The following is a 23241-nucleotide window of genomic DNA, read 5'->3' as shown; positions in this document are numbered from 1 at the left end:
ATTTAAAGACCTTAAATAATTCTAAACCAGAGAATAATATGAAAAAATTTTTCCTTTTGCTTTTATTAATTTTGCCTGTTAATGCCTTTTCAGAAACAGTTTGAATTAATATTCTGGACAAAACCGGGGGACCAGTCAGTAATGCTGTAGTAAGTTTTTACTCAGACGATAAATCAAAAAATACCCAACCGAAGGCTATTGAAAAACCGGTTATGGTTCAGCAGGGGCAGGAATTTGTTCCTCATGTTCTTCCAATAAGACTAGGAAGCAGCGTTGATTTTCCTAATAAAGATAATTTCAGACATATGATTTATTCTTTTTCAAAAGCAAAGAGATTTGAAGTCCAGCTTTATGGCGGCGAGGATCAGGTGGTTGTCAATTTTGATAAGCCCGGTGTTATTACTCTTGGCTGTAATATTCATGATAATATGCTTGGCTATATTTATGTGCTGGAAACTGATAATTTTGTCAAAACCGATGATACCGGAAAATCAGAATTAACAGGCATCGAACCGGGAACTTACAAGGTTTCGGTTTGGCATCCTGATCTAAGTGAAAAACCGGAAACATATGACCGTGAAATCACCATTATACCGGGTGAAAATAAAGCCATTGAATTTTCACTTAATTTAAAAGCAACCCGCACATTAAAAGAAAGATAACTATTATAATCGGATGAGCCGGCTTAACTATTTTGGTTCCACATTGAAGGCTATAATGGTTCTGGGCACCATGCTTTTGCTGGGCGGGGCCTGATGGAGCAGCCATGACGGAAAAATAAGGATATCGGTTTCTTCGACCTGGGGGGTATAAAGCGCGTTCGTATTCATCACATCATTGGGGTCAAGATAGGGGCGGAACAGCATGGTGGCCGTGTGAACCTCCGGGTCATATGAGGCATAAAAAACAAGGCTATAGCCAACGGGCTGATGCTGGTGGGCCGAATGATCGGCAAGATTAATATATTGCTGGGCCCAGATATCCTGTAACTTGGTGCCGGTTAAATCCATAAATTCCCTTACCTGCGGTTCAAGAAATTCGCTCCAGATTTTTTCGCGCCATGGCTGCGGGCGGCCATAATCGGTATAAAAGCCTTCGGACGGACGATATTCCGGTCTTTGTTCATTATCAATCATGTCCATTAAATAGCTTTTGTAATTTTCCCACCCTTTTGTCTTCACTTTATGAACCATGACCGGGAAAAGCCGGAAAGAAACAGCATCCATTTATATCATTCCTTATTTTTATCTTTATGCTTCTATAAGCTGCCGACCACTCTATCTTATGGCCTTGTACTTTGCAATTACCAGATGGAAAATGAAAGTTAAGGAAAATTTCCGATGGTTAATCTACTTATCCAGTATCATATCAAAGCCGCCGAAAATCATCCGTTTTCCGTCAAACGGTATGGGGGTATCGGCCATTTCGTTATGCATATCTTCGACAATTTGATTATGTATCCTATCACGGGTTTCCTTATCCGGCCATACGACCCATGAAAAGACAACTGTCTCACCTTCTTCCTTCAAGACGGCCTTGGTCATGGAAGTCAGTTTTCCATCCGGGACATCATTGCCCCAGCATTCATGAATGGAAAGAGCGCCGCGCTTTATATAAATTTCGGCAATCTTTTCAGCAAGGGCAAGATAGTCACCCTTACGGTCATTAGGCACAGGAATTAAAAATCCATCAATATATTTCATATAACCCTCCAGTTTTCAAAAAACTCATTATTGAACAAATGGCAGTCTATTGCCGATCAATTCTGTAATTTCGGCATCGGTCAACCCGGCTTTTTTTAATTCTGCCAAATAAAGATCATAGCCGATTTCGTTGCTTCCGGGGAACCAGTCACTGCCAAACAGCCAGTTTTTAATATTTAGGGTACGAAACGTTTTTACAAATAATGTTTTTCTGTCATCCGCCAGGGACGGCATTATGATGGCGCCGACCCCTAAATATATTCTGTCGCTGATCTGCCTATTATTATTAATGATTTCAATAAATTTTTGCAATGTCGCATGTGTGGCATCATCATAGCCACCCCAGCCCCCGGCATGAGCAATGATCACACGGGCATTTTTAATATGCGGCATCAGGTTCTTAAAAAATATTTCTGCTTCACTGGGGCCATAGTCAGGATTTCTTGTTCTTAAGTGGATCAGAATTGTCATTCTGTCGTTATCAACGGCGTCCAGTAATTCTTGTATTTTTTCAATATGTTCCGGGTTATGAAGATCAACAGCTGAATTGGCAAAATGCAGTTTTAAGCCGGAAAGCTCACCCCTTTTTATCCAATACTGACTTTCTTCTACAGCAAAGGAGGAAAGGGGATTTACGCTAAAAAAACCAAGCAGCTTTTCGGACTGTGAAATCTGACCGGCAATATAGTCATTTTCCCGCCGGGTCAGCTGTTTCTGCTGATTAGCGGAAAGATTAAATTCGGGCATAGCGGCCTGATAAGCCGTGGACATGATAACAACCCGGTTGATGCGGGAATTTTTTAAGTGAAGTAGCAGATCATCTGCGCTTGAGCCGCGGGAGAGCGTTTCAGGGTCGCACTCTAGCATTTTACCGCAGTAACCGGCGAGAATTGTACCCATTTCCGGTGACTGAATATGAACGTGATAATCCGTGTTAAGCTGCGCCTTCGTATCCTTATTTTCTGCCTGCGAACAGGCGGTTGTTACAAAAATTAAGCTGGCGGCCATCACAAAAAACAGCAGTTTCATAAACAATGCAGGATTTTTAAAAACGGCCAATTGTTTCATGGATCACCTTTTAAATTTATTAAGGGCAGATTTAATATTGCCTCTTTCTGCAAAACTATACCCACTTTCATTCAAAATTGCATTTGCAAAATCTATCGTAATGAAAGTTGACACTTTAAACCATAAAGTGCAATGTTGTTACAGATAGTTCCTAATTAGTTATTACAGATTTAATGTATTCGTTACTCTAAATGTTACATCAACAATATAGGAAGTGATCAGATGTCTATTCAAAAAATTCACGAAGGAAAGAAATTATTTTATAGCTTTGCCATATACAAGCTTTCCGGAACCGTTCTCAGCGAGAATACCCGTAGTGAAACGGAAGTCAGTGGGAAAATTTATGGCGGAGGAACCAATTCAACTTATGGTACAACCGCCCCTGTTCAGGGAAAAATTGAATCCAAAACGACACGGTACCAGACAATTTATTTGAGGGAAGATAACGGGGCGGAACATGCAATTGAACTCGTAGATTTGGTTGTGGGATGTCGGGAAGGGCATAAACTGACTCTTTGGCGATTGGGAGACAATCTCTGGTTCCAGGTCGAGAACCATACCACAAACCAAACTTTTAGATACAATGGCTTCAAAAAAATGATGTATCCAAAGGTCATTTATTTCGTTATTGGGATTATATTTGGCATTTATTATGTTGACCAAAGCCATACCGGGGGAAAGTATTTTTTGGCACTTATCTTTTCTATATTGTTTGGGCTTGCTCTAGCGACCATCCCATGCGGTATTATAGCCTGGTTACGGGAAAAAGCCGTATTTGAAGCGGCTACATAGTGCATTTCAGAATTGGCTGGTATTGAGTGTTTATTATTTTTAAAAAAGAAGGTTAATGGAATTGTCATATGCCCGGATGGCAAAGGTTCCTTCTTAAAAAGTGCCCTGAATGGAAAAGCGTAGCTGGGTCAGCCGTTTCCAGTGCTGGACCTTTCGTTCATAGAGATCATCAAAACGGATATGGTCATAATAATAAAAGACGGTGGATGTTCCGCGCGAATGCCTTAAGCCTTCTGCTTCAAGACGGATTTTATAATCATTAAACACGGTTTTTTCAGCAAAAACCTTGTAACTGGCCGCCGGGCTGTTCGGCCAGAAATAATTGATATAATATCGTTTGTAATCACTTCGGGATGTGAGTTCCAGACCATAGGTAAACTGATAGTCCGGTATATCGTGGCGGAAATTAACGGCCCATGTCTGATCCGGCAGAAGGTGGAAGCTGCGTTCAAGCCCGGTAAACTGGTCTGTGGTTTTTCGTTTTTCGACTGTGTAATTAACGCTGAAAGTGGCATTGGGCAGGCCGATAAAGCCAAGACGCAGATTTGATTTTATCTTGGCACCGAATGATCTGGCTTTAGGAATATTACCCTGTTTTGCGGAATATCCCTCACCGGTATCCCCGACATAATCACGTAAAGCCGTATCAGGCGGAAGCGTGAAAAATTCATCTGCCGTAATGGGATTATGATTAAAATCAACATAGTTTGTGAAATCAACGGCCGAAATATGATCGGTATATTTTCGGTAGAAAATTTCCGCTTCCAGTGAGCCGCCATCATCAGGCAGACGGTGCTCATAGGTAAATGAAAAATCCCAGGTCTGCTCAGGGCGGATTTTTGTGTTTCCTGGTTTGAAAATCTGTTCCATCTGATCAAAGCGGGTGACAAAATTATTAAAATCAAGCTGGCTTACCTTTTTTTCAACCAGTAGACGGATCTGATCAAGGTTTGTCACGTCATAGCGGAAATTAAAGCGCGGCTTAAGATAGGTAAAGCTGGTATCCCGCCGGTCAATAGCGCCGCCAACCAGAATATTATCGGCAACAATTTTTGAAAATTCAGTTGTGAGTGAGCTTTGCAGAACCATTTCTGGTGAAATATTAAAACTGTGAACGGCAAAGATTTCGTAACGGTTTTCTTTGATTTTTACATTATCACTGGTTGAAAGCATATAACTGCTGGCGGCGCTTGATCGGGTAAAGCTGTCAAAGGTTTTGTTGAATTTGTTAAAGGCCGCTTCACCACCAAGTTCCAGATTTTGTTCTTTTGTAATATCTTTACTGATCGAGCCGCGGAATATTTTTTCCCGCTGGTCAAGGGAAGTGTCGTCCTTTGTATATTCGTATTTTTCTGTACCCGACCCCTTAAACCGGTCAACCAGATAATCTTCGGCATTTCGGTTAATGACGAATAATGATTTTAAATTGCCAAGCATGCCAAGGGGGCGCGTATAATCACCGCCAATTTCCCATTTGTCACTGTCCCTTGTGGTCACCCAGGCGAGTGGCCGTAATGTATCGCTGGTTTTGTCCCGGGTTTCCAGACCGTCCTGACCGCCGGGTTCAAAAAGGCCGTTTAAGCGCAACCGGCCGCCATCCTCAAATTCGTAAGCCAGGTTACTGTTAAAGGAATGGGCGAAATTCCGCGTGCCGCTCTTAACAATCTGCAAGGCTTTGTAATTATCCTGCGGGTCAAAAAACTCCTCATCAATATCGAGATGGGTATCCTTGTTTTTTCGTTCGTAACTAAAGGTATAATCCAACTTGTCCAATGACCCGCTGTGGGAAACCAGAAATTCAGGGTAAAATTTATTATATTCGGTATATTCTCCTCTGACCTGCCAGAAGGTGGTGGATGTTGAACCACTTTCTGCCATAACAATATTGACGACCAGTCCCTGACTTTGTACGTCAAGTCCACTTACCGCCCCGCGGATCAGTTCAATATGATCGACCTGTGATGCTGAAAAACGTGTCAGGGTATCAGTGATATTATTTGATTTACCGGCAAGACGTTTGCCGTCCATCAGAATCTGATCGCCGCCAGAGCCAAAACCGCGCTGCGCGGCACCACCGCTTCTGCGCGCCTGCCTGATCTGTTCTTCATTGGCATTAAGGATTTCAGGGACGCCCGGCACTGCTTTTAGCATATCAAGCAGGGTAACCGGCGAAAAAGTTTCAAAATAGGCCTTGTCATAAATAACAATTGCACTGTCAGTGACCGGTTCCTCATCTGAATAGGCCAAAGGAACCCAGCCGCAAAGTGCGGTCGTGACGACAAGCGCCGCGAAAATCCTGTTATTCATCCGCAAATTTTGTCTGATCCAGCTTTAAAATTGTGTGTAAAAGCACATTGGCCCCGTTGGCCATATCCTCGGGCGAGGTATATTCATTCGGTGAATGGCTGATGCCGCCGCGGCTTGGCACAAATATCATCCCCGTCGGGGTAATTTCCGCCATATGTTCCGCATCATGCCCGGCCCCTGACTGCATATGCTGATAGCTTAGGCCCAGATCCTTTGCCGATTGTTCAATAATATTGCGCACGGCCGGATCAGTCAGGGCAGGGGTTGGGGTGCCGGACGGGCCGAAGCTGACAGTTACGCCCATTTCCTTTTCAATCGGTATTGCCGCCTCCTGGATCACTTCATACAAATGCTGGATCTTAGCCGCATCAAGATCCCGGATCTGAAGCGAAAATTCGACCCGGCCGGGAATTACATTCGATGCACCGGGGAATGCTTTAATAACCCCTACGGTGGCGACCTGCCGCCCTTCCATATTGGTGGCAATATCGTTAATAGCAACAATCAGTTTTGAGGCGGCGACAAGGGCATCGCGCCGTCCCGGCATCGGCGTGGTTCCCGCATGGTTGGCAAAGCCATCAACTGTTATTGGCCAGGTGCTGATGCCGACGATGCCTTCAACAATGCCGATATTCAGCTTTTTGGATTCCAGAATACCGCCCTGTTCAATATGAAGTTCGACAAAGGCGTGAATTGGTGTTTTTCGTTTTGCTTGCTGTAATTTGGTATGATCCCCGCCGAGACGGTCAAGTCCGTCAGTACGCATAGTGCCGGGGGTTGTGAATTCTTTAATGGTTCGCTCCGGCAGGTCCCCGCTAAATGAACGGCTGCCGATCATGCTGCTTTCCTCGGCGGTGAAAACCAGCATTTCAAGCGGGTGATCGGTTACAATATTTGCGGAATTCAGAAGGTCCATAACCTCAAGCGCGGCCATTACACCGACATCACCGTCATAATTGCCGCCGCCCGGGACACTGTCAATGTGGGAACCAAACAGAATAGGGGCCAAAGCCGGGTTTTTACCCGCGCGCTTACCGATGATGTTCCCGGCTGGGTCAACAGACACATCAAGCCCCGATGCCTTCATCAGCGATACCATAAATTTATGCCCTTCAACATTGGCATCGGAAAAGGCAACCCGGTCGACGCCGCCATCGGCATTTCGTCCATATTGGCTTAAGTCAATAATGCGTTTTTCGAGCCGCTCTGCGCTTGCCTTTGGTAGCTCCGCCGCCGTTAAGCAAAAGGCGGATACATTAAAAATTATAAGTGATGCTAATCCTATAAGCCGTGACTTCACCATCATCCACCTCCCTATCATTATATTTCCCCGGAATTCTGGCAGTATCCCAAGAATAAAATGAAATAACTATAAAAGATATTGGTCTTTAGTCTATATGTCGGGTAGTCCCCATCATTGGTATGACGGTAAAATAGTGCTTGCCTAGTGGCATGATAAATTATTAAATTTATAGAGAAGGGGAAATAGTCCTCTGATCATTTAAAAAATATAGGTGAGATCAAATGAGCAAACTTGTCATCATTCTGTTGTGCATATTCCTGCCGCCAGTAGCTGTCTTTATCATGCGCGGATTTAGCGGGGCATTGTTTTTGAATATAATTCTCGTGCTGCTTTTCTTTTTTCCGGCTGTGGTTCATGCGCTCTGGCTTGCCCTTAGCGATAAAAAATCCATATAAGTTCCAATAAAAAAGGCGCTAATCCTAGCGCCTTTTTATTTCTGGTTGTGGGCTTTATTTTCTCTGCCCATAAAGCAGGTTTAATTTTATTACGAAGCTCTTTTCTGTATATTTTTTACTTCGTTCAAGAACCCTTCGACATTGGCTGCAATTATTTCCGAAATATTTTCAAGTTCTGATGCCGCACCCATCACGTCATTGGACGCAGACCCGGCCATATCGGCATTGACGGAAACCTGTTTAATTTTTTCATTTACCTGTCTGGTGCCATCAGCCGTATATTGAACATTGCGACTGATTTCGCTGGTTGCCGCTTCCTGTTCTTCAATCGCCGCAGAAATACCAAGCATAACATCATTAAGGTTGGTTATGGCTTCTTTAATGGCACTTATGGAATTCACGGCACCGGAAGACATTGACTGCATTTCTTCAATATGCTTTTTGATGTCTTCTGTTGCGGTTGCCGTTTGTGTGGCAAGCGATTTAACCTCATTGGCCACCACGGCAAATCCTTTGCCGGCTTCGCCCGCCCGCGCAGATTCAATTGTCGCATTCAGCGCCAGAAGATTGGTCTGTTCGGCAATATCATTAATAAGATTAACGACATTCTCGATTGTTTTGGAAGCGTGCGACAGTTTTTCAATGGACTCTGTTCCCGCTTCCGTTGCCTTAACGGCCCCTTCGGAGAGCCTTGTGGCGGACTGGATCTGCTGGTTTGCTTCCCTGATAGATGCTGAGAATTCCTCAATGGCGGAAGCCATTGTTGCAACATTTTCCTGCATTTTTTCAGAAGCATCACTCACAGAAGATGCCTGTGTGCCGGTGCTGTCGGCGACTTCGACCATTTCTCCGGCCGTACTGCGCATCTGTGTTGATGAGGCCCGTAATTTCAACAGTGTTTCCTGAATATTATTGTCAAATGTTGAGATCAGTTTTTCAACTTCCTGATTTTGCGCTTCGCGTTTTTCCATCGCCTCTTTTTCGAGGGCGGCTTTTTGGCGGATTTCTTCCTGTTCTTTTATCAGGCGCTGTTTTTCCTGCTCTGCTTTTTCTTCGGCATCCTGACGTGCTTTTTCTTCCAGGATAACCCTTTCTTTGGCGCTGTCCCGCAGATCGGCAATAACACGCGCCATTGATCCCAGCTCGTCTTTTTGGGCGGTACCGGGAACGTCACTTTCATAATCCCCGCCCGAGATTAATTTCAAAGAAGATTCAAGCGCAACGATAGGCTTAACGGTGGTTCTGATGGTCAGGAATGCCACAACAGAACAGAACAGGCCAAAAAATCCGATGACCGAATAAATGGTGATTTCTGCCAGCATCTGTACATTTTCGTAGCTATCATTTGCGGCTTTGCTGATCTCAGTGGCGCTTACTTTCAATATTTCAAACGGTGCATCAGACTCAGCGTAAATATTTGATAGTAAGGCTGTTTCCTTAACCAGTTGCATGCGTTTTGTCGTATATTGATCAAAGGCATCCAGATAGGTATTTAATTTTTCCACCAGTTCGGCTTTAACAGCTGCCGGAATTTTAGCTTTGCTGAGGATCTGCTTAAATTCATTCTGACGCTCGAGCATACTGGCCACATATTTTGGACCATTGGACAGATTGCCGTCCGCGTCTTTGGTTTCAACGCGCAAAATAAAATCTTTTTCATGGCGTCGCATCATCAGCATTTTGACGGTTAAGGCATCATTCTTAAGGGTTGCCAGCTGTTCTTCAAGTGCATGAACATTTTCCTGCATGACGGCATATAAGCCGTCCTGGGTTGTCAGACCGATTTCCTGCCATAAGCCGGACACTTTTTTAAACTGGGCACGGTGGCGTTCCAGAATATCTTTTAATGTCAGTACGGCATCAATGACTTTTGTCTGATCGGTTACTTCAGCAGCCTGGTTCAGCCAGTCAATCGTCGTTGACATATCCTGATTGTATTTATCGACATACTGTGTTTCAAGACGCAGGAAGAAATCCTTTTCCCGCCGTCTGACCATAAGTGAACTTGCTTCTATATGGGATTGGATGAGCTCAAGCGATGTGCCTTTTCTGGCTTCATTGCGTGAAATTTCCTCATAGTTATTGGAGACAATATTTGTCACCAGAATGATGATAAATCCTGAAATCGCCAGTCCGACCAGTGACCAGATTTTTGTTGAAACGCGAAAGTTATTAAAAACTGAAATTATATTCATTGAACTACCTGATTGACCCTTGTTATTGATAAAATCTGGCACTCAGTAGGTCATAATACTTAACAAAATATTAATAAAAGAATGCGTTTTAGGGTTTTTCTAAAATCTCTTTAAAAATGTAATATTATAACGAAAAATGCATGTATTTAGGAAATATATTCTAATAATTTAACATGTTTAAGATTATTCTAATTTAAGAATAAAACGATGCACGAGATATTGTGTACTGCGTCATTTAATAAAAAAAGGCGCTAACCCTAGCGCCTTTTGAATTTGAATATTTATAAAAAATCTTAGTCTTTCGGCTCGATACCGACGGCCTCGAAATGGGCGACGAGTTCGCCATTGGCGGCCATTTCGCGGACAATGTCGCAACCGCCGATAAATTCACCCTTCACATAAAGCTGGGGGATGGTCGGCCAGTCTGAAAATTCCTTAATACCGTTTCGCAGGCTTTCGTCCTGAAGCACATTGTGGGTCTGATAATCCACATTGAAATAATTGAGGATCTCTACCACAGTGGCAGAGAAGCCGCACTGCGGGAACATACGGTCGCCTTTCATATAAAGGACGATGTCATGCGCGTTTACATCATTTTTGATGCGGTCGAATACTGGATTTGTCATTTTCTTAATTCCTGATAATTATTTTGGTGCGGATGTCTGCAATGATAATGCATGCAGTTCTCCGCCGATTTTTCCTTCAAGGGCCTTATAGACCAATTGATGTTGTTGTACCCTGTTTTTGCCAACGAATTGTTCAGAGATCACATGGGCGGCGAACTGGCTGCCGTCCCCGCGCATATCCTGTACCTCGACAGTTGCCCCCGGTAATATTTCCAATATCATTTTTTCAATTTCACGGGCTGACAGGGCCATGTAATATTCTCCTAAAAACTTCCCTAAACTTCGTTTGACATATAGTTTGGCATCCATGATGTATGGGCGTCAAGCAATTCATTTATAGATATAGTAAAGCCATTTTCAACATCAAGAGCATTACCGCCGACGGTACCGATTTTTTCGACATGGACGGTGGTGTTATTGGCCGCTGTCATAATGGCGTCCGCCTTATCCGACGGGACGGAAAGAATGTATCTTGCCTGATCCTCGCCAAAGCCGTATGCGTGTAGCGGGATATCACCGTTATTCAGTTTAATATCCATGCCGCGGCCGGAGGCCATCGCCATTTCGGCTAAAGCAATGAACAGTCCGCCATCGGAAATATCATGGCAGGCGGTGACATTACCATTTTGGATCTGACCACGGACAAAGTCACCATTTTTCCGTTCTAGTTTAAGGTCAACCGGCGGCGGCGCGCCTTCTTCGCGGCCTTCAATAATATCAAGATACTGTGTGCAGCCGATATGGCCATGGCTTTCCCCGACCAGCAGGATATGATCCCCATCATTTTTTGGGGCGATGGTAACCATTTTTGAATAGTCTTTCAGCAGGCCGACGCCGCCAATGGCCGGGGTCGGGTGAATGCCGGTGCCGTTGGTTTCGTTATAAAGCGATACGTTGCCGCTGATCACCGGGTAATCAAGCACTGTGCAGGCTTCACGAAGGCCGTCGATGGCACCGACAAACTGCCCCATAATATCGGGGCGTTCCGGATTGCCGAAATTAAGACAGTCGGTAATCGCCATCGGCTGGGCACCAACAGCGGTGACATTGCGCCATGTTTCGGCAACGGCCTGTTTACCGCCCTCGAACGGATCGGCATAACAATAACGCGGGGTACAGTCGGTGGAAATGGCCAGTGCTTTTTTGGTGCCGTGAACACGCACCACGGCAGCATCGCCGCCGGGAAGCTGAATCGTATCCGCCATCACCTGATGGTCATATTGCTGCCAGATCCATTCCCGGCTGGAAAGATTGGCGCTTCCGACCATTTTAAGAAGCGCGGCCCCTATATCATTTGGCGCGGCAACGTCATTTGCGTCAATTTTGGCGGGCGGCTGTTTTTTCACCCACGGACGATCATATTCCGGGCTGTTGTCGGCCAATGGCTGGGTCGGGATATCGGCGACCACTTCACCTTTAAACATCAGGGTCAGGTTGCCCGTATCGGTAATATGGCCGATCACGGCAAAATCAAGATCCCATTTGCGGAAAATGGCTTCTGCCTCTGCCACGCGGTCTGGTTTAAGGACCACAAGCATGCGTTCCTGGCTTTCGGACAGCATCATTTCGTAGGGGGTCATGCCTTGCTCGCGCTGTGGCACATTATCAAGGTTCAGGGTAAAACCAACCCCGCCGCCGGACGCCATTTCAACAGAAGATGACGTAAGACCCGCCGCGCCCATATCCTGAATGGCGACAACCATGTCGGTTGACATCAGCTCAAGACAGGCTTCAATCAGCAGTTTTTCGGTAAAGGGATCACCGACCTGTACGGTCGGGCGTTTTTCTTCGCTGTCCTCGGTAAATTCGGCGGAGGCCATGGTGGCACCGTGGATACCATCCCGTCCGGTTTTTGAGCCGACATAAATTACCGGGTTTCCGACCCCGGCCGCAGCGGAGAGGAATATTTTATCCTGATCGGCTAGGCCCACGGCCATGGCATTAACAAGGATATTGCCGTCATAGGATGGATGGAAATTGGTTTCACCGCCCACGGTCGGCACGCCGACGCAGTTGCCGTAACCGCCGATCCCCTCGACCACACCGCTAAGCAAATGCCGCATTTTCGGATGATCAGGGCGACCAAAGCGAAGCGCATTCATATTGGCAATGGGGCGCGCGCCCATGGTAAACACATCACGCAGAATGCCACCAACCCCGGTTGCCGCACCCTGATATGGTTCGATATAGGAGGGGTGGTTATGGCTTTCCATTTTAAAAATGGCGGCCTGATTATCGCCGATATCAATCACACCGGCATTTTCACCGGGACCATGGATAACCCATGGGGCCTTGGTCGGCAGGGTTTTAAGATGCAGTTTTGATGATTTATAGGAACAATGTTCGCTCCACATCACCGAAAAAATCCCAAGCTCGGTGAGCGTCGGTGTCCGGCCCAGGATTTTGACCATCAGCGCCCGCTCGTCAGCGGTCAGCCCATGTTCCTTAACCAGTTCATCGGTGATTTCCGGGTTATTGTTCCATTTTATGTCAGTCATACTTATTTCGTCCTTAAATGCCCGGAAGGGAATTAATTTAATCTGTTGATGATGCTTTCAAAAAAGCCGCGGCCGTCCTTGCCGCCTTGAGCATCTTCGATCAGTCTTTCGGGATGCGGCATCATGCCAAGAATATTGCCGCGCTTATTGATAATCCCGGCAATATTATGCTGCGATCCGTTGGGGTTTGCGGCTTCCGTTGCGCTTCCTGATTTATCGACATAGCGGAAAGCGATCCGTCCTTCGCCCTCAAGCTCGCTTAAGGTATCAGTATCCGCAAAATAATTGCCGTCATGATGGGCAACGGGAATATCAATCACCTGTCCGGATTTATAAGCGTTAGTGAAGTTTGTGTCCGAATTTTCGACTTTCAGCTGCACGGTTTTACAGACAAATTTAAGCGATCTGTTGCGCATCAGCGCCCCGGGCAATAGCCCCATTTCAGTCAGCACCTGAAAACCGTTGCAGATACCGATGACATTGCCGCCGCGTTCAGCATGGGCCATGATGCCCTTGATCGCCGGGGAGCGTGCCGCCATGGCACCACAGCGCAGATAATCCCCAAATGAAAAACCGCCCGGCAGGGCGATCAGGTCAACATCGGGAATTTCAGTGTCCTGATGCCAGATCTGATGTGGCCTTTTCCCGGTAATTTTTTCAAGCGCGTCAAACATATCCCGGTCACAGTTGGAAGCAGGGAAGGTAACAACAGCTGATTTCATTTTTTTGTCCCCTTAAAGGATTAATCGATATCGATGGTGTAATTTTCAATAACCATGTTGGAAAGAAGCTTTTTACACATTTCCTCAACATTGGCTTCTGCCTTCGTGCGGTCGGTTTCGGCCAGGTCCAGCTCGATATATTTTCCCTGTCTTACATCATCAACGCCGCTGAAGCCGAGCGCTTCCAGCGCATGCTGGATCGCTTTGCCCTGCGGGTCGAGAACGCCATTTTTTAAGGTAATATGTACACGTGCTTTCAAGGTCTGTTCCTTTGTTTAAATTATTTATCTTCAGTTTCAAGCGAAATGCCAAGACGGCGGGCCACTTCCTGATAGGCTTCCACTTCACCGCCAAGATCACGGCGGAAACGGTCCTTATCCATTTTTTCGCGGGTTTCAAAATCCCAAAGGCGGCAGTTGTCCGGGCTAAATTCATCGGCAAGCACCAGATACTGTTCGCCGTCCTCACCATTAAAGCGGCCATATTCCAGTTTAAAATCAATCAGTTCCAGCCCGATACCGGCAAAAAGCCCGCGCAGGAAGTCATTGATTTTTGCGGTTGCTTCCAGAATTTCAATCAGTTCCTCGTCGGTGGCAATTTCAAGCGCCAGAATATGATTTTCCGGAATAAGCGGGTCACCAAGGTCATCATCTTTCAGTGAAAATTCGATGATCGGGCGGGAAAGGCGGGTGCCTTCCTCAATACCGAATTTTTTTGCCATGGTGCCGGCGACAGTGTTTCGCACGATCACCTCGAGCGGGATAATCTGAACCGCGTGGCAAAGCTGTTCGCGGTCGGAAAGGCGCTCAATAAAATGGGTGGCAATGCCGATCTGGCCAAGCCGGGTCATGACAAGTTCGGTGATCTTGTTATTGATGATCCCCTTACCGGCAATGGTGCCTTTTTTTACATTATTAAACGCGGTGGCATCATCCTTGAAATATTGAATGATGGTGTTCGGCCGGCTTCCTTTATAAAGAATTTTAGCCTTGCCTTCGTAGAGCTTTTCTTTGTCTGACATGATGGTCCCTGGGCAATTAAAAGTAGCAGAATCAAGCGAGGCCAATTTAGCTTATATGCCCCACAAAAACAATGACACTCGAGGCTTTAAAATATTTTTTTTCATATTATATGAAAAACGTGGAAATAGATGATAAAATAACGTAAACAGTCACACTGTATGAACAGTAAATTTGCAAAATTTAAGGAGCAATAACCCATGACACAGTTTAATGATCGGGAAAAAGCCGCGGAAAATAAGTTTTCGCATGATAAGGAAATTGAATTTAAGGCAACGGCCCGCCGCAATAAACTGCTGGGTCAGTGGGCTGCCGGTCTTATGGGTTTTTCCGGCGAAGCGATTGACGCCTATGCCCGTGAAGTGATTGAAAGCGATTTTGATGAAGCCGGTGATGACGATGTTTACCGCAAAGTGAAAGGCGATCTCGCCGAAGCCGGCGTCGAGCAGTCCGAACACCAGATCCGCCGCCAGATGGACGACCTGATGGTCACCGCCATCGCACAGGTAAAAGCCGAAGTTAAATAAGCCAAAAATTTAGCCAAAAAAAATTCAAGCCGTCTGAACTTCTTCAGGCGGCTTTTTTTGTTCAGATTGCCCTAAAAACTTTTCTTTTATTTGTTTTGGCCCCATTAACCCAATTCTATAAAATTCACATTTATAAAAACTACTATCTTGAAAGGCTATTACAGGACGGATGTCGGTTCCCTCATCTATAACAATGAAGTCACCAGTCGCGAAAAATGTATTATATTGTACGTTACATCCAGTTCCAAAAAAAATATAACCTGGACCTCTAAATTGGCATTCTTTAAAGTGTTTTCCTTTATAAAGTAAATCTCCAGGACTTTCAAAATCAATCAAATCAATTACTTTTTTAGAAAATTGATCTTCTAATGGATTAATTTTGTGAGATTTTATAGAGATTGCATAATTTAGCTGAACTTTCGAAATCAATTCGAAAATTTTAACTAAAATCAAGAAAATTAGAGTTATTATTAATGCTGAAATTAATGCAGCAGCAATCCAGGCGATATTCCCATATTTATCTAACCATGGAGAAGTCGAAGCGAAATATGCTGATAAAAAACTAACTATTGGAGCCAGTATAGTATATAGAAAAGTAGCCAATCCTACATTTTCTTTTAGCTTTTTCACGAAATTTTTAAGTATTTTTAACATAGTCTATATCTTATACTTTCTTATAAGTACAGTCGATATTAAAAATGAACTATTAGTTGTATTGTAGTTAGAAATTTATAGTTTTTAGAATAAAAAAGATATGCAATTAGTCAATATATGATAATTAGTTAAAGTCTAACTAACATTTCATTACTCCCCAAACACCCTTTTGAATATCGTATCCACATGTTTGGTATGGTAGCCAAGATCGAATTTATCATCAATTTCGGCATCGGATAATTTGGCGGAGACTTCGGGGTCGGCTTTAAGCTCGTCCGCGAAGTTGGCGCCGTGTTCCCATACCTTCATGGCGTTTCGCTGCACAAGGCGGTAAGCATCTTCGCGGCTGACACCGGCCTGGGTCAGGGCGAGCAGGACCCGCTGCGAATTATGAAGGCCGCCGAGCTTGTCCATGTTCTTAATCATGTTCTCAGGGTAAACCACCAGTTTATCCATCACACCGGTCAAGCGGGCAAGGGCGAAATCAAGGGTCACGGTGGCGTCGGGGCCGATCATCCGTTCAACCGATGAATGAGAAATATCCCGTTCGTGCCAGAGGGCGACATTTTCCATGGCCGGAATAGCCATACCACGCACCAGACGAGCAAGCCCGGTCAGGTTTTCAGTCAGGATCGGGTTACGTTTATGGGGCATGGCGGAGGAGCCCTTTTGCCCTTTTGAGAAAAATTCCTCCGCTTCCAATACTTCCGTCCGTTGCAGGTGGCGAATTTCAACAGCCAGTCGTTCGATCGAGCTGGCGACCACACCAAGCGTGCAGAAGAACATGGCATGGCGGTCACGTGGGATCACCTGTGTCGAAACGGGTTCAGCTTTAAGCCCCATGGCTTTGGCCACATGTTCCTCAACCCGCGGGTCAATATTGGCAAAGGTGCCGACGGCACCGGAAATGGCGCAGGTGGCGATTTCCTCGCGGGCATTTTTAAGGCGCTGCAAATTCCTGTCAAATTCAGCGTAGGCTTCCGCCATTTTAAGGCCGAAAGTGACGGGTTCCGCATGGATGCCGTGGCTGCGGCCGATGCAGACATCCATTTTATGCTCATAGGCGCGACGCTTAACGACGGTAAGAAGCTTTTCAATATCATCAATCAATATATCGGCGGCGCGGACCAGCTGAACATTCAGGCAGGTATCCAGCACATCGGACGAGGTCATGCCCTGATGGACAAAGCGGGCTTCAGGGCCGATATATTCAGCGAGGGAGGTCAGGAAAGCGATCACATCATGCTTTACTTCGCGTTCAATTTCATCAATGCGGTCAATATCAAAATTGCCCTTTTCCCAGATGATTTTCGCACTTTCCTTAGGGATCACACCAAGTTCGGCGAGGGCGTCACAGGCGTGGGCCTCAATCTCGAACCAGATTTGGAATCTTGTTTTCGGTTCCCAAATTGTGGTCATTATTTCGCGCGAATACCGTGGAATCATGGTGAATTTCCCAAACTAAAATTGATCATTAATGCTCTGGCACAGGCTTTAGCACGGGCGAGGGGGCGGGGCAAGTTTTAATCGCCCAAAATTCCCCCCTTATTATTTTGCCTGATTAAGCTTGAGCGGGTTGCTGAGGAGCAGCACCAGCGGCATGGCGCAGATCACCACCCACATCATCAGATAAAAGTCATTGATATAGCCGATGGTGATGGCCTGATTATTAATGACCCCGTCAAGCAGGCGAAAAATCGCAGAGCTCGCTTCGATCCCCTGAGGCATAAGGTAAGCGGGCAGGCGACTTGTGGTATCGGTGATATTTTCCGCCAGATACGAATGGTTGGTCTGGATGCTTTGTCCCAGCAGGGTGACAGCGATGGAAACCCCGATACTGCTGCCCATATTCCTAAGCAGGTTAAAAAGGCTTGAGGCTTCGGTCCGGTATTTCGGGTCAAGGGTCGAAAATGTAATGGTGCTTAAGGGCACAAAAACAAGACCAAGGCCGAGGCCCTGGGTGATGCCGGTGGTGATGATGAACTGCTCTGGCACAAAGGTTGTAAATTCGCTCATTTCATAAAGGGAATATGCCATCAGCGTCATGCCGATCAGCACGAGCTTACGCGGGTCCACTTTTTGGGTGAGCCGTCCGGCAATCATCATGCCAAACATGGTGCCAACGCCGCGCGGTGCCATCAGCACACCGATGCTCATGACCGAATAGCCCATCTGGTTCTGAAGGAACGGCGGCAGCAGGGCCAGCGTTGCCAACAGGATAATGCCGACAATGAAGATAAAGCAGGAGGCGGTCACATAATTTCTGTCCCGGAACATTTCCACATGATAAAACGGGTTTTTGGCGTAACGAGAATGAATGATATACATCCAGAAAAATGCAACTGTTGCCCCGGTATAGGCGATAATTTCATAGGAATTAAACCAGTCTTCCTGCTGACCGCGGTCCAGCATCAGCTGAATGGAGGCAATGGTCAGCGCCAGCATCATAAAGCCGAAGGCATCAAACGGCCGGTCGCTTCTTTCGGATTCAGGCATAAATTTTGAAATGCCGAGCAAGCAGATTATCCCCAGCGGCAGATTGATGAAAAACACATAGCGCCAGTCATAATATTCGGTGAGATACCCCCCAAGGGTAGGGCCGATGATTGGGCCGACCATCACACCAACTCCCCAGATCGCCATGGCGGAGCCATGTTTTTCACGGGGATTAATATCCAAAAGGACCGATTGCGACAGCGGGATCAGGGCAGCACCGCTTGCCCCCTGTATCACACGAAAGAGAACCATTTCATCAATGGATGTGGCAATGCCGCATAATACGGATGAAATGGTAAAGCCGGTTACGGAGATCAGAAAAAGTTCTTTTTTACCGATCCTCCCGGCGATCCAGCCGGTGGGGAGGGTCATAATGGCGGTCGCCACAATATAGGATGTCAGCACCCAGGTGATCTGATCCTGGGTCGCGGAAAGACTGCCCTGCATATGCGGCAGCGCCACATTGGCAATGGTGGTGTCCAGCACCTGAATAATCGTTGCCAGCATGACTGAGCCGGTCAGCATGGCTTTATTGGGAACGATTGAATGTGTCTTCACATCTGACATTAATTTTATCTTTTAATAAATTGGTTTCATTAATTATTTCAGCTTTTTTCCATCATGCGGTCAAGGCGGGTTTTTCCGGTATCAACGGTGATAACGGTGCTCATGCCGGAAAGAAGCCGTGGTTTATTCTGTGTATCGAGAATTTCAAATTTGACCATGATCCGCTGGACAACTTTAACCCAGTTGCCGGAGCTGTTCTGGGCCGGCAGGATTGAAAATTCCGCCCCTGTCGCCGGTGTGATGCTTATCACACGCGCCTGCCATTTGACACCGGGGTAGGCATCTACCTCAACCTCGGCCAGCTGACCTGTCTCCATATGGGTCAGGTCTGTTTCCTTGAAATTGGCTTCAATCCACTGACCATGCTGCTCAACAATGGTAAAAAGTGGCATACCGGCTATGATATATTCACCCATATCCAGCGACATATTGGCGGCAATACCATCAATGGGGGCAAATATTTTTACGCGGGACAGATCAAGTTCACGTCTGTCCAGGTCTGCTTTTGCCTGTTTGTAGCTTGGATGCTCGGTAATATCCATATCCGGGTCGCCGCCAAGTTTTGATCTTATCACTTCGACTTCGCGTTTGGCAGAATCCCGCTCGCGCAGGGCTTTGTTATAATCATATTCGACCTGGTTCAATTTTTCCTGGGATATGACCTGTTTGCCGATCAGGCTTTGATAGCGGTCATTTTCCCCTTTGCGGAAGCGGACATTTTCTTCTTCAACCGCCAGTTCGGACAGGGTTTTCAGATAATCTGAGCGCAGGCTTTCAATTTCCACCACTGTAGAATTCAGTCGTGCTTTTGCGCTTTCAACCGCAATTTCATATGGTTCCGGATCAATGGAAAGCAGAAGCTGGCCTTTCCTGACCGGTTCATTGTCACGGACTTCCACATCGGTGACGCGACCCGTTACCTCGGTACTGATCGAGGTGGTATCGGCCTTGATATAGGCATTTTCGGTCGAAATATAACGGTCACTTTGCAGATAAAACCATGCGCCGGCAGCAATCAGCACCGTGGGGACGCTGATCAGGATCAGGAATTTTCCTTTTTTGGACTTGCCGTCTTTTTTCCATTTTTTGCCATTTTCGGCCGGATCTTCATCTTTATTTGTTTCTGACATAGTTTTTTCCATTCCTTGGAATTTATTTTTTATGACTGCTGCCTATTTCGCAAGCAGCGGCGTTATAAAACTCTTTAATGATTTTTCAAGTAAGTCTTTACGGGTGTTTTTCGGGAAACGTTTAATGCCAAGCAGCATTGGCCAGATAAAGCGTCCCCTGAAAATGCCGAGCAGATTACAGGCTGTCGCCTCCGGATCCGCAACAACAAGCACGCCGGCATCAACCGCGTCCTCAATCCATTTTTGCAGCTGGTTTTCGGTGGTTGAATAGCCTTCCATGGAGATTTCCTCGCCGCGACGGATTGTCTCAATCATCAGTGAACGGTAAAGTTCAAGCATTTCCCGGCTGACGGACTGGTCCATTATTTGAAGAAAATGTTCAACCAGCTGATCTATAATGCATGTATCACTTACATATTTCAGTTTGAAATTGCTGAATTTATTGATGCGGATATATTCAAACACCTCATCAAACAATTTGTCCTTTGAGCCGAAATGCGAATAAAGGGTCGGTTTTGTGGTCTTCGCCTTTTCGGCAATAATATCCATAGACGAGCCCTGAACCCCGAATTCACGGTAGCAATCCATGGCGGCAAAAATAATTTTTTCACCTGTCTTTGTGATTTTTTTACCCATCAATTTTTCTTTAGCAATGTTCCGGCACGGAATATCCGGAGTCGTTCAGATTTAACGGATTATATAGCTTAACTTTACCGTTAAGTAAAGTTATATTTTATGAAGCGGATTTTGGCCCGAAAGAAAAAGGGATAAGGCTGAATAGCCTTATCCCGGATATCTAAAATTTCCCAGTTGTCAGTCTTTTAAAATTCAGCGCCCAGTGTCACCTGGAAAGTACGGGGCGATAACGGACGGTAGGACGCTGTGCCGTTAATGGTGCCAAATGTAAATGACAGGGTATCCTTATCAAATATATTTGTAACGTTTACCCGGACTTTAAGATTTTTAAGTGGCCCTATTTCCTCAACGCCGCTACCGAATTCAATATAACTGTCGACAACAGTATAGGCTTCCATTTCCTGCGTATTGATGAAATCGGCATACCGTTTCCCTGTATATCTTGCACTGATATTGGCAACAATCCAGTCGGTAGGTTCAATTGTCAGGCCGATGGTCGCCAACCATTTTGGACTATCGGCCAGCTGTTTGCCCGGAAGACCCAATAACGGGCCGGAACCAACAGCAAAGTCATCCTTGAAGGTTGCAACGTTATGAGTAAGGTTGGCTGTGATATAAGCATAGTCATTGAAAAACTCGGGTTTCCAGTTTCCGGTAAATTCAATACCGTAGGCTTCCACACTTCCTACATTTTGCGCAACCGATTCAATAAGACCCGGCTGTCCGGCGACTTCACGCCCGGCTGTTTCAATCCGGTCATCGAAATCAATATAGTAAAAAGCCAGTGCGGCATTATAAGTTGGGCGATTGGTTCTGATGCCAAGCTCATAGTTTGTTGATCTTTCACCAGTTATATCAGGTGGCGTCACGTTAGAGAATAAATCATCGGCGCCTCTTGGAATTGAGAAATTCTGCGAGAAGGATGCAAACATTTGTTCTGTATCAGTAATTTCAAAAACGGCCCCGATCATCGGAAGGAAACCATCATTGAAAGACTGGGAAATTGACTGTGGGCCATAGCCGATGACAGGAACACCACCCACAACACGTGAATAGTCATCGTAATCACGGAAACCTGTTAATTTATAGTCAAGTTGCAAGCCTTTAACACCCACTTCGAGGGTCAACCTTTCATCAGCCAGTTTAATGGTGTCTTTGACATAATATTGAAGAAAATCCCTTTCACTGGTGTAGTTTCGCCGGTAATAAGCAACTTCATCTTCAAGCAATGCACCGGCCGGGTTACCACCTTCTTTGTTAAGACGTAACTGGGTACGGTTATAGGTTTCATTTTCAAACCATCCACCGACTTCGATTTTATGATTCTCAATGTGATAGGCAAAACCGAAAGTTGCTCCCTTTCTATCGCCACCAACAGATGACAGTCCATACTGAACGCCTTTGGGCATGACGAGGGGCAGGTTAAAGGCAGCAGGAACGCCAGCGGCAACCTGTTCATTATATTGTGTCAGGGTATTTGAGTAACTGTCTGGTGAAACACCATATCCGTCTTTGTCTTCATAATAACCTGTGGCCTTTACATCCAGATATTCGGTAATATCAGTGGCAATGGTCAGGCCGAAGAGTAAATCTTCACGCACATTGACCCGGTCAATATAGTAACCTGTATAATTGCTGTCCTGAAACTGTACTGAGCTACCGACACCAAAGTCCGGAACTGTCCCTAAATAGGAAATATTTCTTCCGGTCCCTGCGCGTCCGGCTCCTGCGCCAGTCGGGCTTTCATATTGTGCCCGAGTTACGGACGGTGAGTCATAATCAAAAAAGTCGTTATAGACCATCTGAACACTGACATAGGTATTTTCATCGACATCATATCTGGCTTTTGCCTCAATATGTTCCCGGTCAATTGTTCCGGGTCCTCGCCACAGTTTGCTATCTGTTTTTGAGCGGCTTACATAACCTCTGAACCCATCCATGTCACCTGTTTCGAGCTTTACGAAACTACGTCTTAAATTTTCATCGCCTATTGTCATAGACATAATAGCGTGAAATTCTTCTGATGGTTCAGTCGTAATATATTCGACAAGTGGACCTAGGGATGTTGCTGAGGGAAGGACAACATTACCGGCGCCAGGTGAGGCGCGAACCTGTTGAAGATTTTCGTTATCAACATATCGGAATATCGGGCTGCCACCAAAGGCGTCTGGACGGCCCATGGGGATGCCATCCAGAACAAACCCAACCTGCTGAAAATTAAAGGCGCGAACAGTTACCGAGTTACCGAATTCATAAAGTCCCAACGCACCGTCGGTTTGAACGTTAAAGCCAGGTAGCCCTTCAAGTGCCTTTAATCCTGAGATACCGGATGGTGCTGAAAGCAGTGCTTCACGTGTTACGGAAATTGTATTACTAGCTTGACCTTCGCCAACGGCTTCAGCTGCACTGGACATACGTCTGCCGGTAACGACTACTGTATCTTCCTGACCAGATGATGCATTTGTCTGTTGGGCATGACTTGCCGGAATTATGGCAAATGTACTCGTGAGAGCAATCGCTGAAACGCTCGCTAATATACTTATATTTCTGATTTTAATGGTCATATCATCCTCCGAATATTTGTTGAAATTTGGGTAGGCAAA

At 45.8% G+C, this 23241-nt stretch carries 22 protein-coding genes; 4 read left to right on the top strand and 18 right to left on the bottom strand.

Annotation, left to right across the window (positions count from 1 at the left end; all coding sequences use genetic code 11):
- The first annotated feature begins 212 nt into the window (after window positions 1-212).
- Window positions 213-662, top strand: a complete 450-nt coding sequence (locus R3D86_14250) for a carboxypeptidase regulatory-like domain-containing protein (protein MEZ5759379.1) — start codon at window positions 213-215, stop codon at window positions 660-662.
- Between the two features lie 27 nt (window positions 663-689).
- On the opposite strand, the gene R3D86_14245 is transcribed toward R3D86_14250, so the two are convergent.
- The 3 genes from R3D86_14245 to R3D86_14235 form a co-directional block, all read right to left on the bottom strand.
- A complete protein-coding gene (locus R3D86_14245) occupies window positions 690-1226 on the bottom strand; it encodes a putative 2OG-Fe(II) oxygenase (protein MEZ5759378.1) in 537 nt (178 codons plus the stop codon).
- A gap of 123 nt (window positions 1227-1349) precedes the next feature.
- Window positions 1350-1703, bottom strand: coding sequence for a DUF1428 domain-containing protein (locus R3D86_14240; protein ID MEZ5759377.1), 354 nt, complete (start codon window positions 1701-1703; stop codon window positions 1350-1352).
- 27 nt (window positions 1704-1730) lie between these two features.
- Window positions 1731-2771 carry a hypothetical protein gene (locus R3D86_14235; protein MEZ5759376.1) on the bottom strand — a complete coding sequence of 347 codons (1041 nt, stop codon included), beginning with the start codon at window positions 2769-2771 and terminating at the stop codon, window positions 1731-1733.
- Between the two features lie 222 nt (window positions 2772-2993).
- Between R3D86_14235 and R3D86_14230 the strand changes: the two genes are divergently transcribed.
- Window positions 2994-3563: a hypothetical protein gene (locus tag R3D86_14230; protein MEZ5759375.1), complete on the top strand. Its 570-nt coding sequence runs from the start codon at window positions 2994-2996 to the stop codon at window positions 3561-3563.
- 93 nt (window positions 3564-3656) lie between these two features.
- Here the strand turns inward: R3D86_14230 and R3D86_14225 are convergent, their stop codons facing one another.
- Window positions 3657-5870 (bottom strand): outer membrane beta-barrel protein, encoded by a 2214-nt coding sequence (locus R3D86_14225; GenBank protein MEZ5759374.1) that lies wholly within the window; start codon window positions 5868-5870, stop codon window positions 3657-3659.
- Window positions 5863-7176, bottom strand: a complete 1314-nt coding sequence (locus tag R3D86_14220) for a M20 family metallo-hydrolase (GenBank protein MEZ5759373.1) — start codon at window positions 7174-7176, stop codon at window positions 5863-5865. The genes R3D86_14225 and R3D86_14220 overlap by 8 nt, the downstream gene beginning before the upstream one ends.
- A 218-nt stretch (window positions 7177-7394) precedes the next feature.
- On the opposite strand from R3D86_14220, the gene R3D86_14215 reads away from it, so the two are divergent.
- Complete coding sequence (locus tag R3D86_14215) at window positions 7395-7568, top strand: YqaE/Pmp3 family membrane protein (GenBank protein ID MEZ5759372.1); 174 nt, start codon at window positions 7395-7397, stop codon at window positions 7566-7568.
- A gap of 89 nt (window positions 7569-7657) precedes the next feature.
- Here R3D86_14215 and R3D86_14210 read toward each other — a convergent pair whose 3' ends face one another.
- From R3D86_14210 to R3D86_14180, 7 genes are all read right to left on the bottom strand, one after another.
- A complete protein-coding gene (locus tag R3D86_14210) occupies window positions 7658-9763 on the bottom strand; it encodes a methyl-accepting chemotaxis protein (GenBank protein MEZ5759371.1) in 2106 nt (701 codons plus the stop codon).
- A gap of 293 nt (window positions 9764-10056) precedes the next feature.
- Window positions 10057-10389: a Grx4 family monothiol glutaredoxin gene (gene grxD / locus R3D86_14205; protein MEZ5759370.1), complete on the bottom strand. Its 333-nt coding sequence runs from the start codon at window positions 10387-10389 to the stop codon at window positions 10057-10059.
- Between the two features lie 18 nt (window positions 10390-10407).
- Window positions 10408-10641: a BolA/IbaG family iron-sulfur metabolism protein gene (locus R3D86_14200; protein ID MEZ5759369.1), complete on the bottom strand. Its 234-nt coding sequence runs from the start codon at window positions 10639-10641 to the stop codon at window positions 10408-10410.
- A gap of 23 nt (window positions 10642-10664) precedes the next feature.
- The gene (gene purL / locus R3D86_14195) at window positions 10665-12887 is read right to left on the bottom strand and encodes a phosphoribosylformylglycinamidine synthase subunit PurL (GenBank protein ID MEZ5759368.1); all 2223 of its coding nucleotides are present in this window, start codon (window positions 12885-12887) and stop codon (window positions 10665-10667) included.
- A gap of 32 nt (window positions 12888-12919) precedes the next feature.
- Window positions 12920-13609 carry a phosphoribosylformylglycinamidine synthase subunit PurQ gene (gene purQ / locus R3D86_14190; protein MEZ5759367.1) on the bottom strand — a complete coding sequence of 230 codons (690 nt, stop codon included), beginning with the start codon at window positions 13607-13609 and terminating at the stop codon, window positions 12920-12922.
- Between the two features lie 20 nt (window positions 13610-13629).
- Window positions 13630-13869 (bottom strand): phosphoribosylformylglycinamidine synthase subunit PurS, encoded by a 240-nt coding sequence (gene purS / locus R3D86_14185; GenBank protein ID MEZ5759366.1) that lies wholly within the window; start codon window positions 13867-13869, stop codon window positions 13630-13632.
- 20 nt (window positions 13870-13889) lie between these two features.
- Window positions 13890-14630 carry a phosphoribosylaminoimidazolesuccinocarboxamide synthase gene (locus R3D86_14180; GenBank protein ID MEZ5759365.1) on the bottom strand — a complete coding sequence of 247 codons (741 nt, stop codon included), beginning with the start codon at window positions 14628-14630 and terminating at the stop codon, window positions 13890-13892.
- Between the two features lie 198 nt (window positions 14631-14828).
- Between R3D86_14180 and R3D86_14175 the strand changes: the two genes are divergently transcribed.
- Window positions 14829-15155, top strand: a complete 327-nt coding sequence (locus R3D86_14175) for a DUF1476 domain-containing protein (GenBank protein ID MEZ5759364.1) — start codon at window positions 14829-14831, stop codon at window positions 15153-15155.
- A gap of 24 nt (window positions 15156-15179) precedes the next feature.
- Here R3D86_14175 and R3D86_14170 read toward each other — a convergent pair whose 3' ends face one another.
- From R3D86_14170 to R3D86_14145, 6 genes are all read right to left on the bottom strand, one after another.
- Window positions 15180-15809 carry a hypothetical protein gene (locus R3D86_14170; GenBank protein MEZ5759363.1) on the bottom strand — a complete coding sequence of 210 codons (630 nt, stop codon included), beginning with the start codon at window positions 15807-15809 and terminating at the stop codon, window positions 15180-15182.
- 150 nt (window positions 15810-15959) lie between these two features.
- Window positions 15960-17255: an adenylosuccinate lyase gene (purB, locus tag R3D86_14165; GenBank protein ID MEZ5759362.1), complete on the bottom strand. Its 1296-nt coding sequence runs from the start codon at window positions 17253-17255 to the stop codon at window positions 15960-15962.
- Between the two features lie 102 nt (window positions 17256-17357).
- The gene (locus R3D86_14160) at window positions 17358-18872 is read right to left on the bottom strand and encodes a DHA2 family efflux MFS transporter permease subunit (GenBank protein ID MEZ5759361.1); all 1515 of its coding nucleotides are present in this window, start codon (window positions 18870-18872) and stop codon (window positions 17358-17360) included.
- 38 nt (window positions 18873-18910) lie between these two features.
- Window positions 18911-20002, bottom strand: coding sequence for an HlyD family secretion protein (locus R3D86_14155; GenBank protein MEZ5759360.1), 1092 nt, complete (start codon window positions 20000-20002; stop codon window positions 18911-18913).
- A gap of 42 nt (window positions 20003-20044) precedes the next feature.
- Window positions 20045-20638 (bottom strand): TetR/AcrR family transcriptional regulator, encoded by a 594-nt coding sequence (locus tag R3D86_14150; protein ID MEZ5759359.1) that lies wholly within the window; start codon window positions 20636-20638, stop codon window positions 20045-20047.
- Window positions 20639-20823: 185 nt separating this feature from the next.
- Complete coding sequence (locus R3D86_14145; protein MEZ5759358.1) at window positions 20824-23202, bottom strand: TonB-dependent receptor; 2379 nt, start codon at window positions 23200-23202, stop codon at window positions 20824-20826.
- Window positions 23203-23241 lie beyond the last annotated feature (39 nt).

The sequence above is a fragment of the Emcibacteraceae bacterium genome (assembly GCA_041396985.1).
GTDB lineage: Bacteria > Pseudomonadota > Alphaproteobacteria > Sphingomonadales > Emcibacteraceae > Pseudemcibacter.
This window is presented reverse-complemented; position numbering and strand designations above follow the sequence as displayed.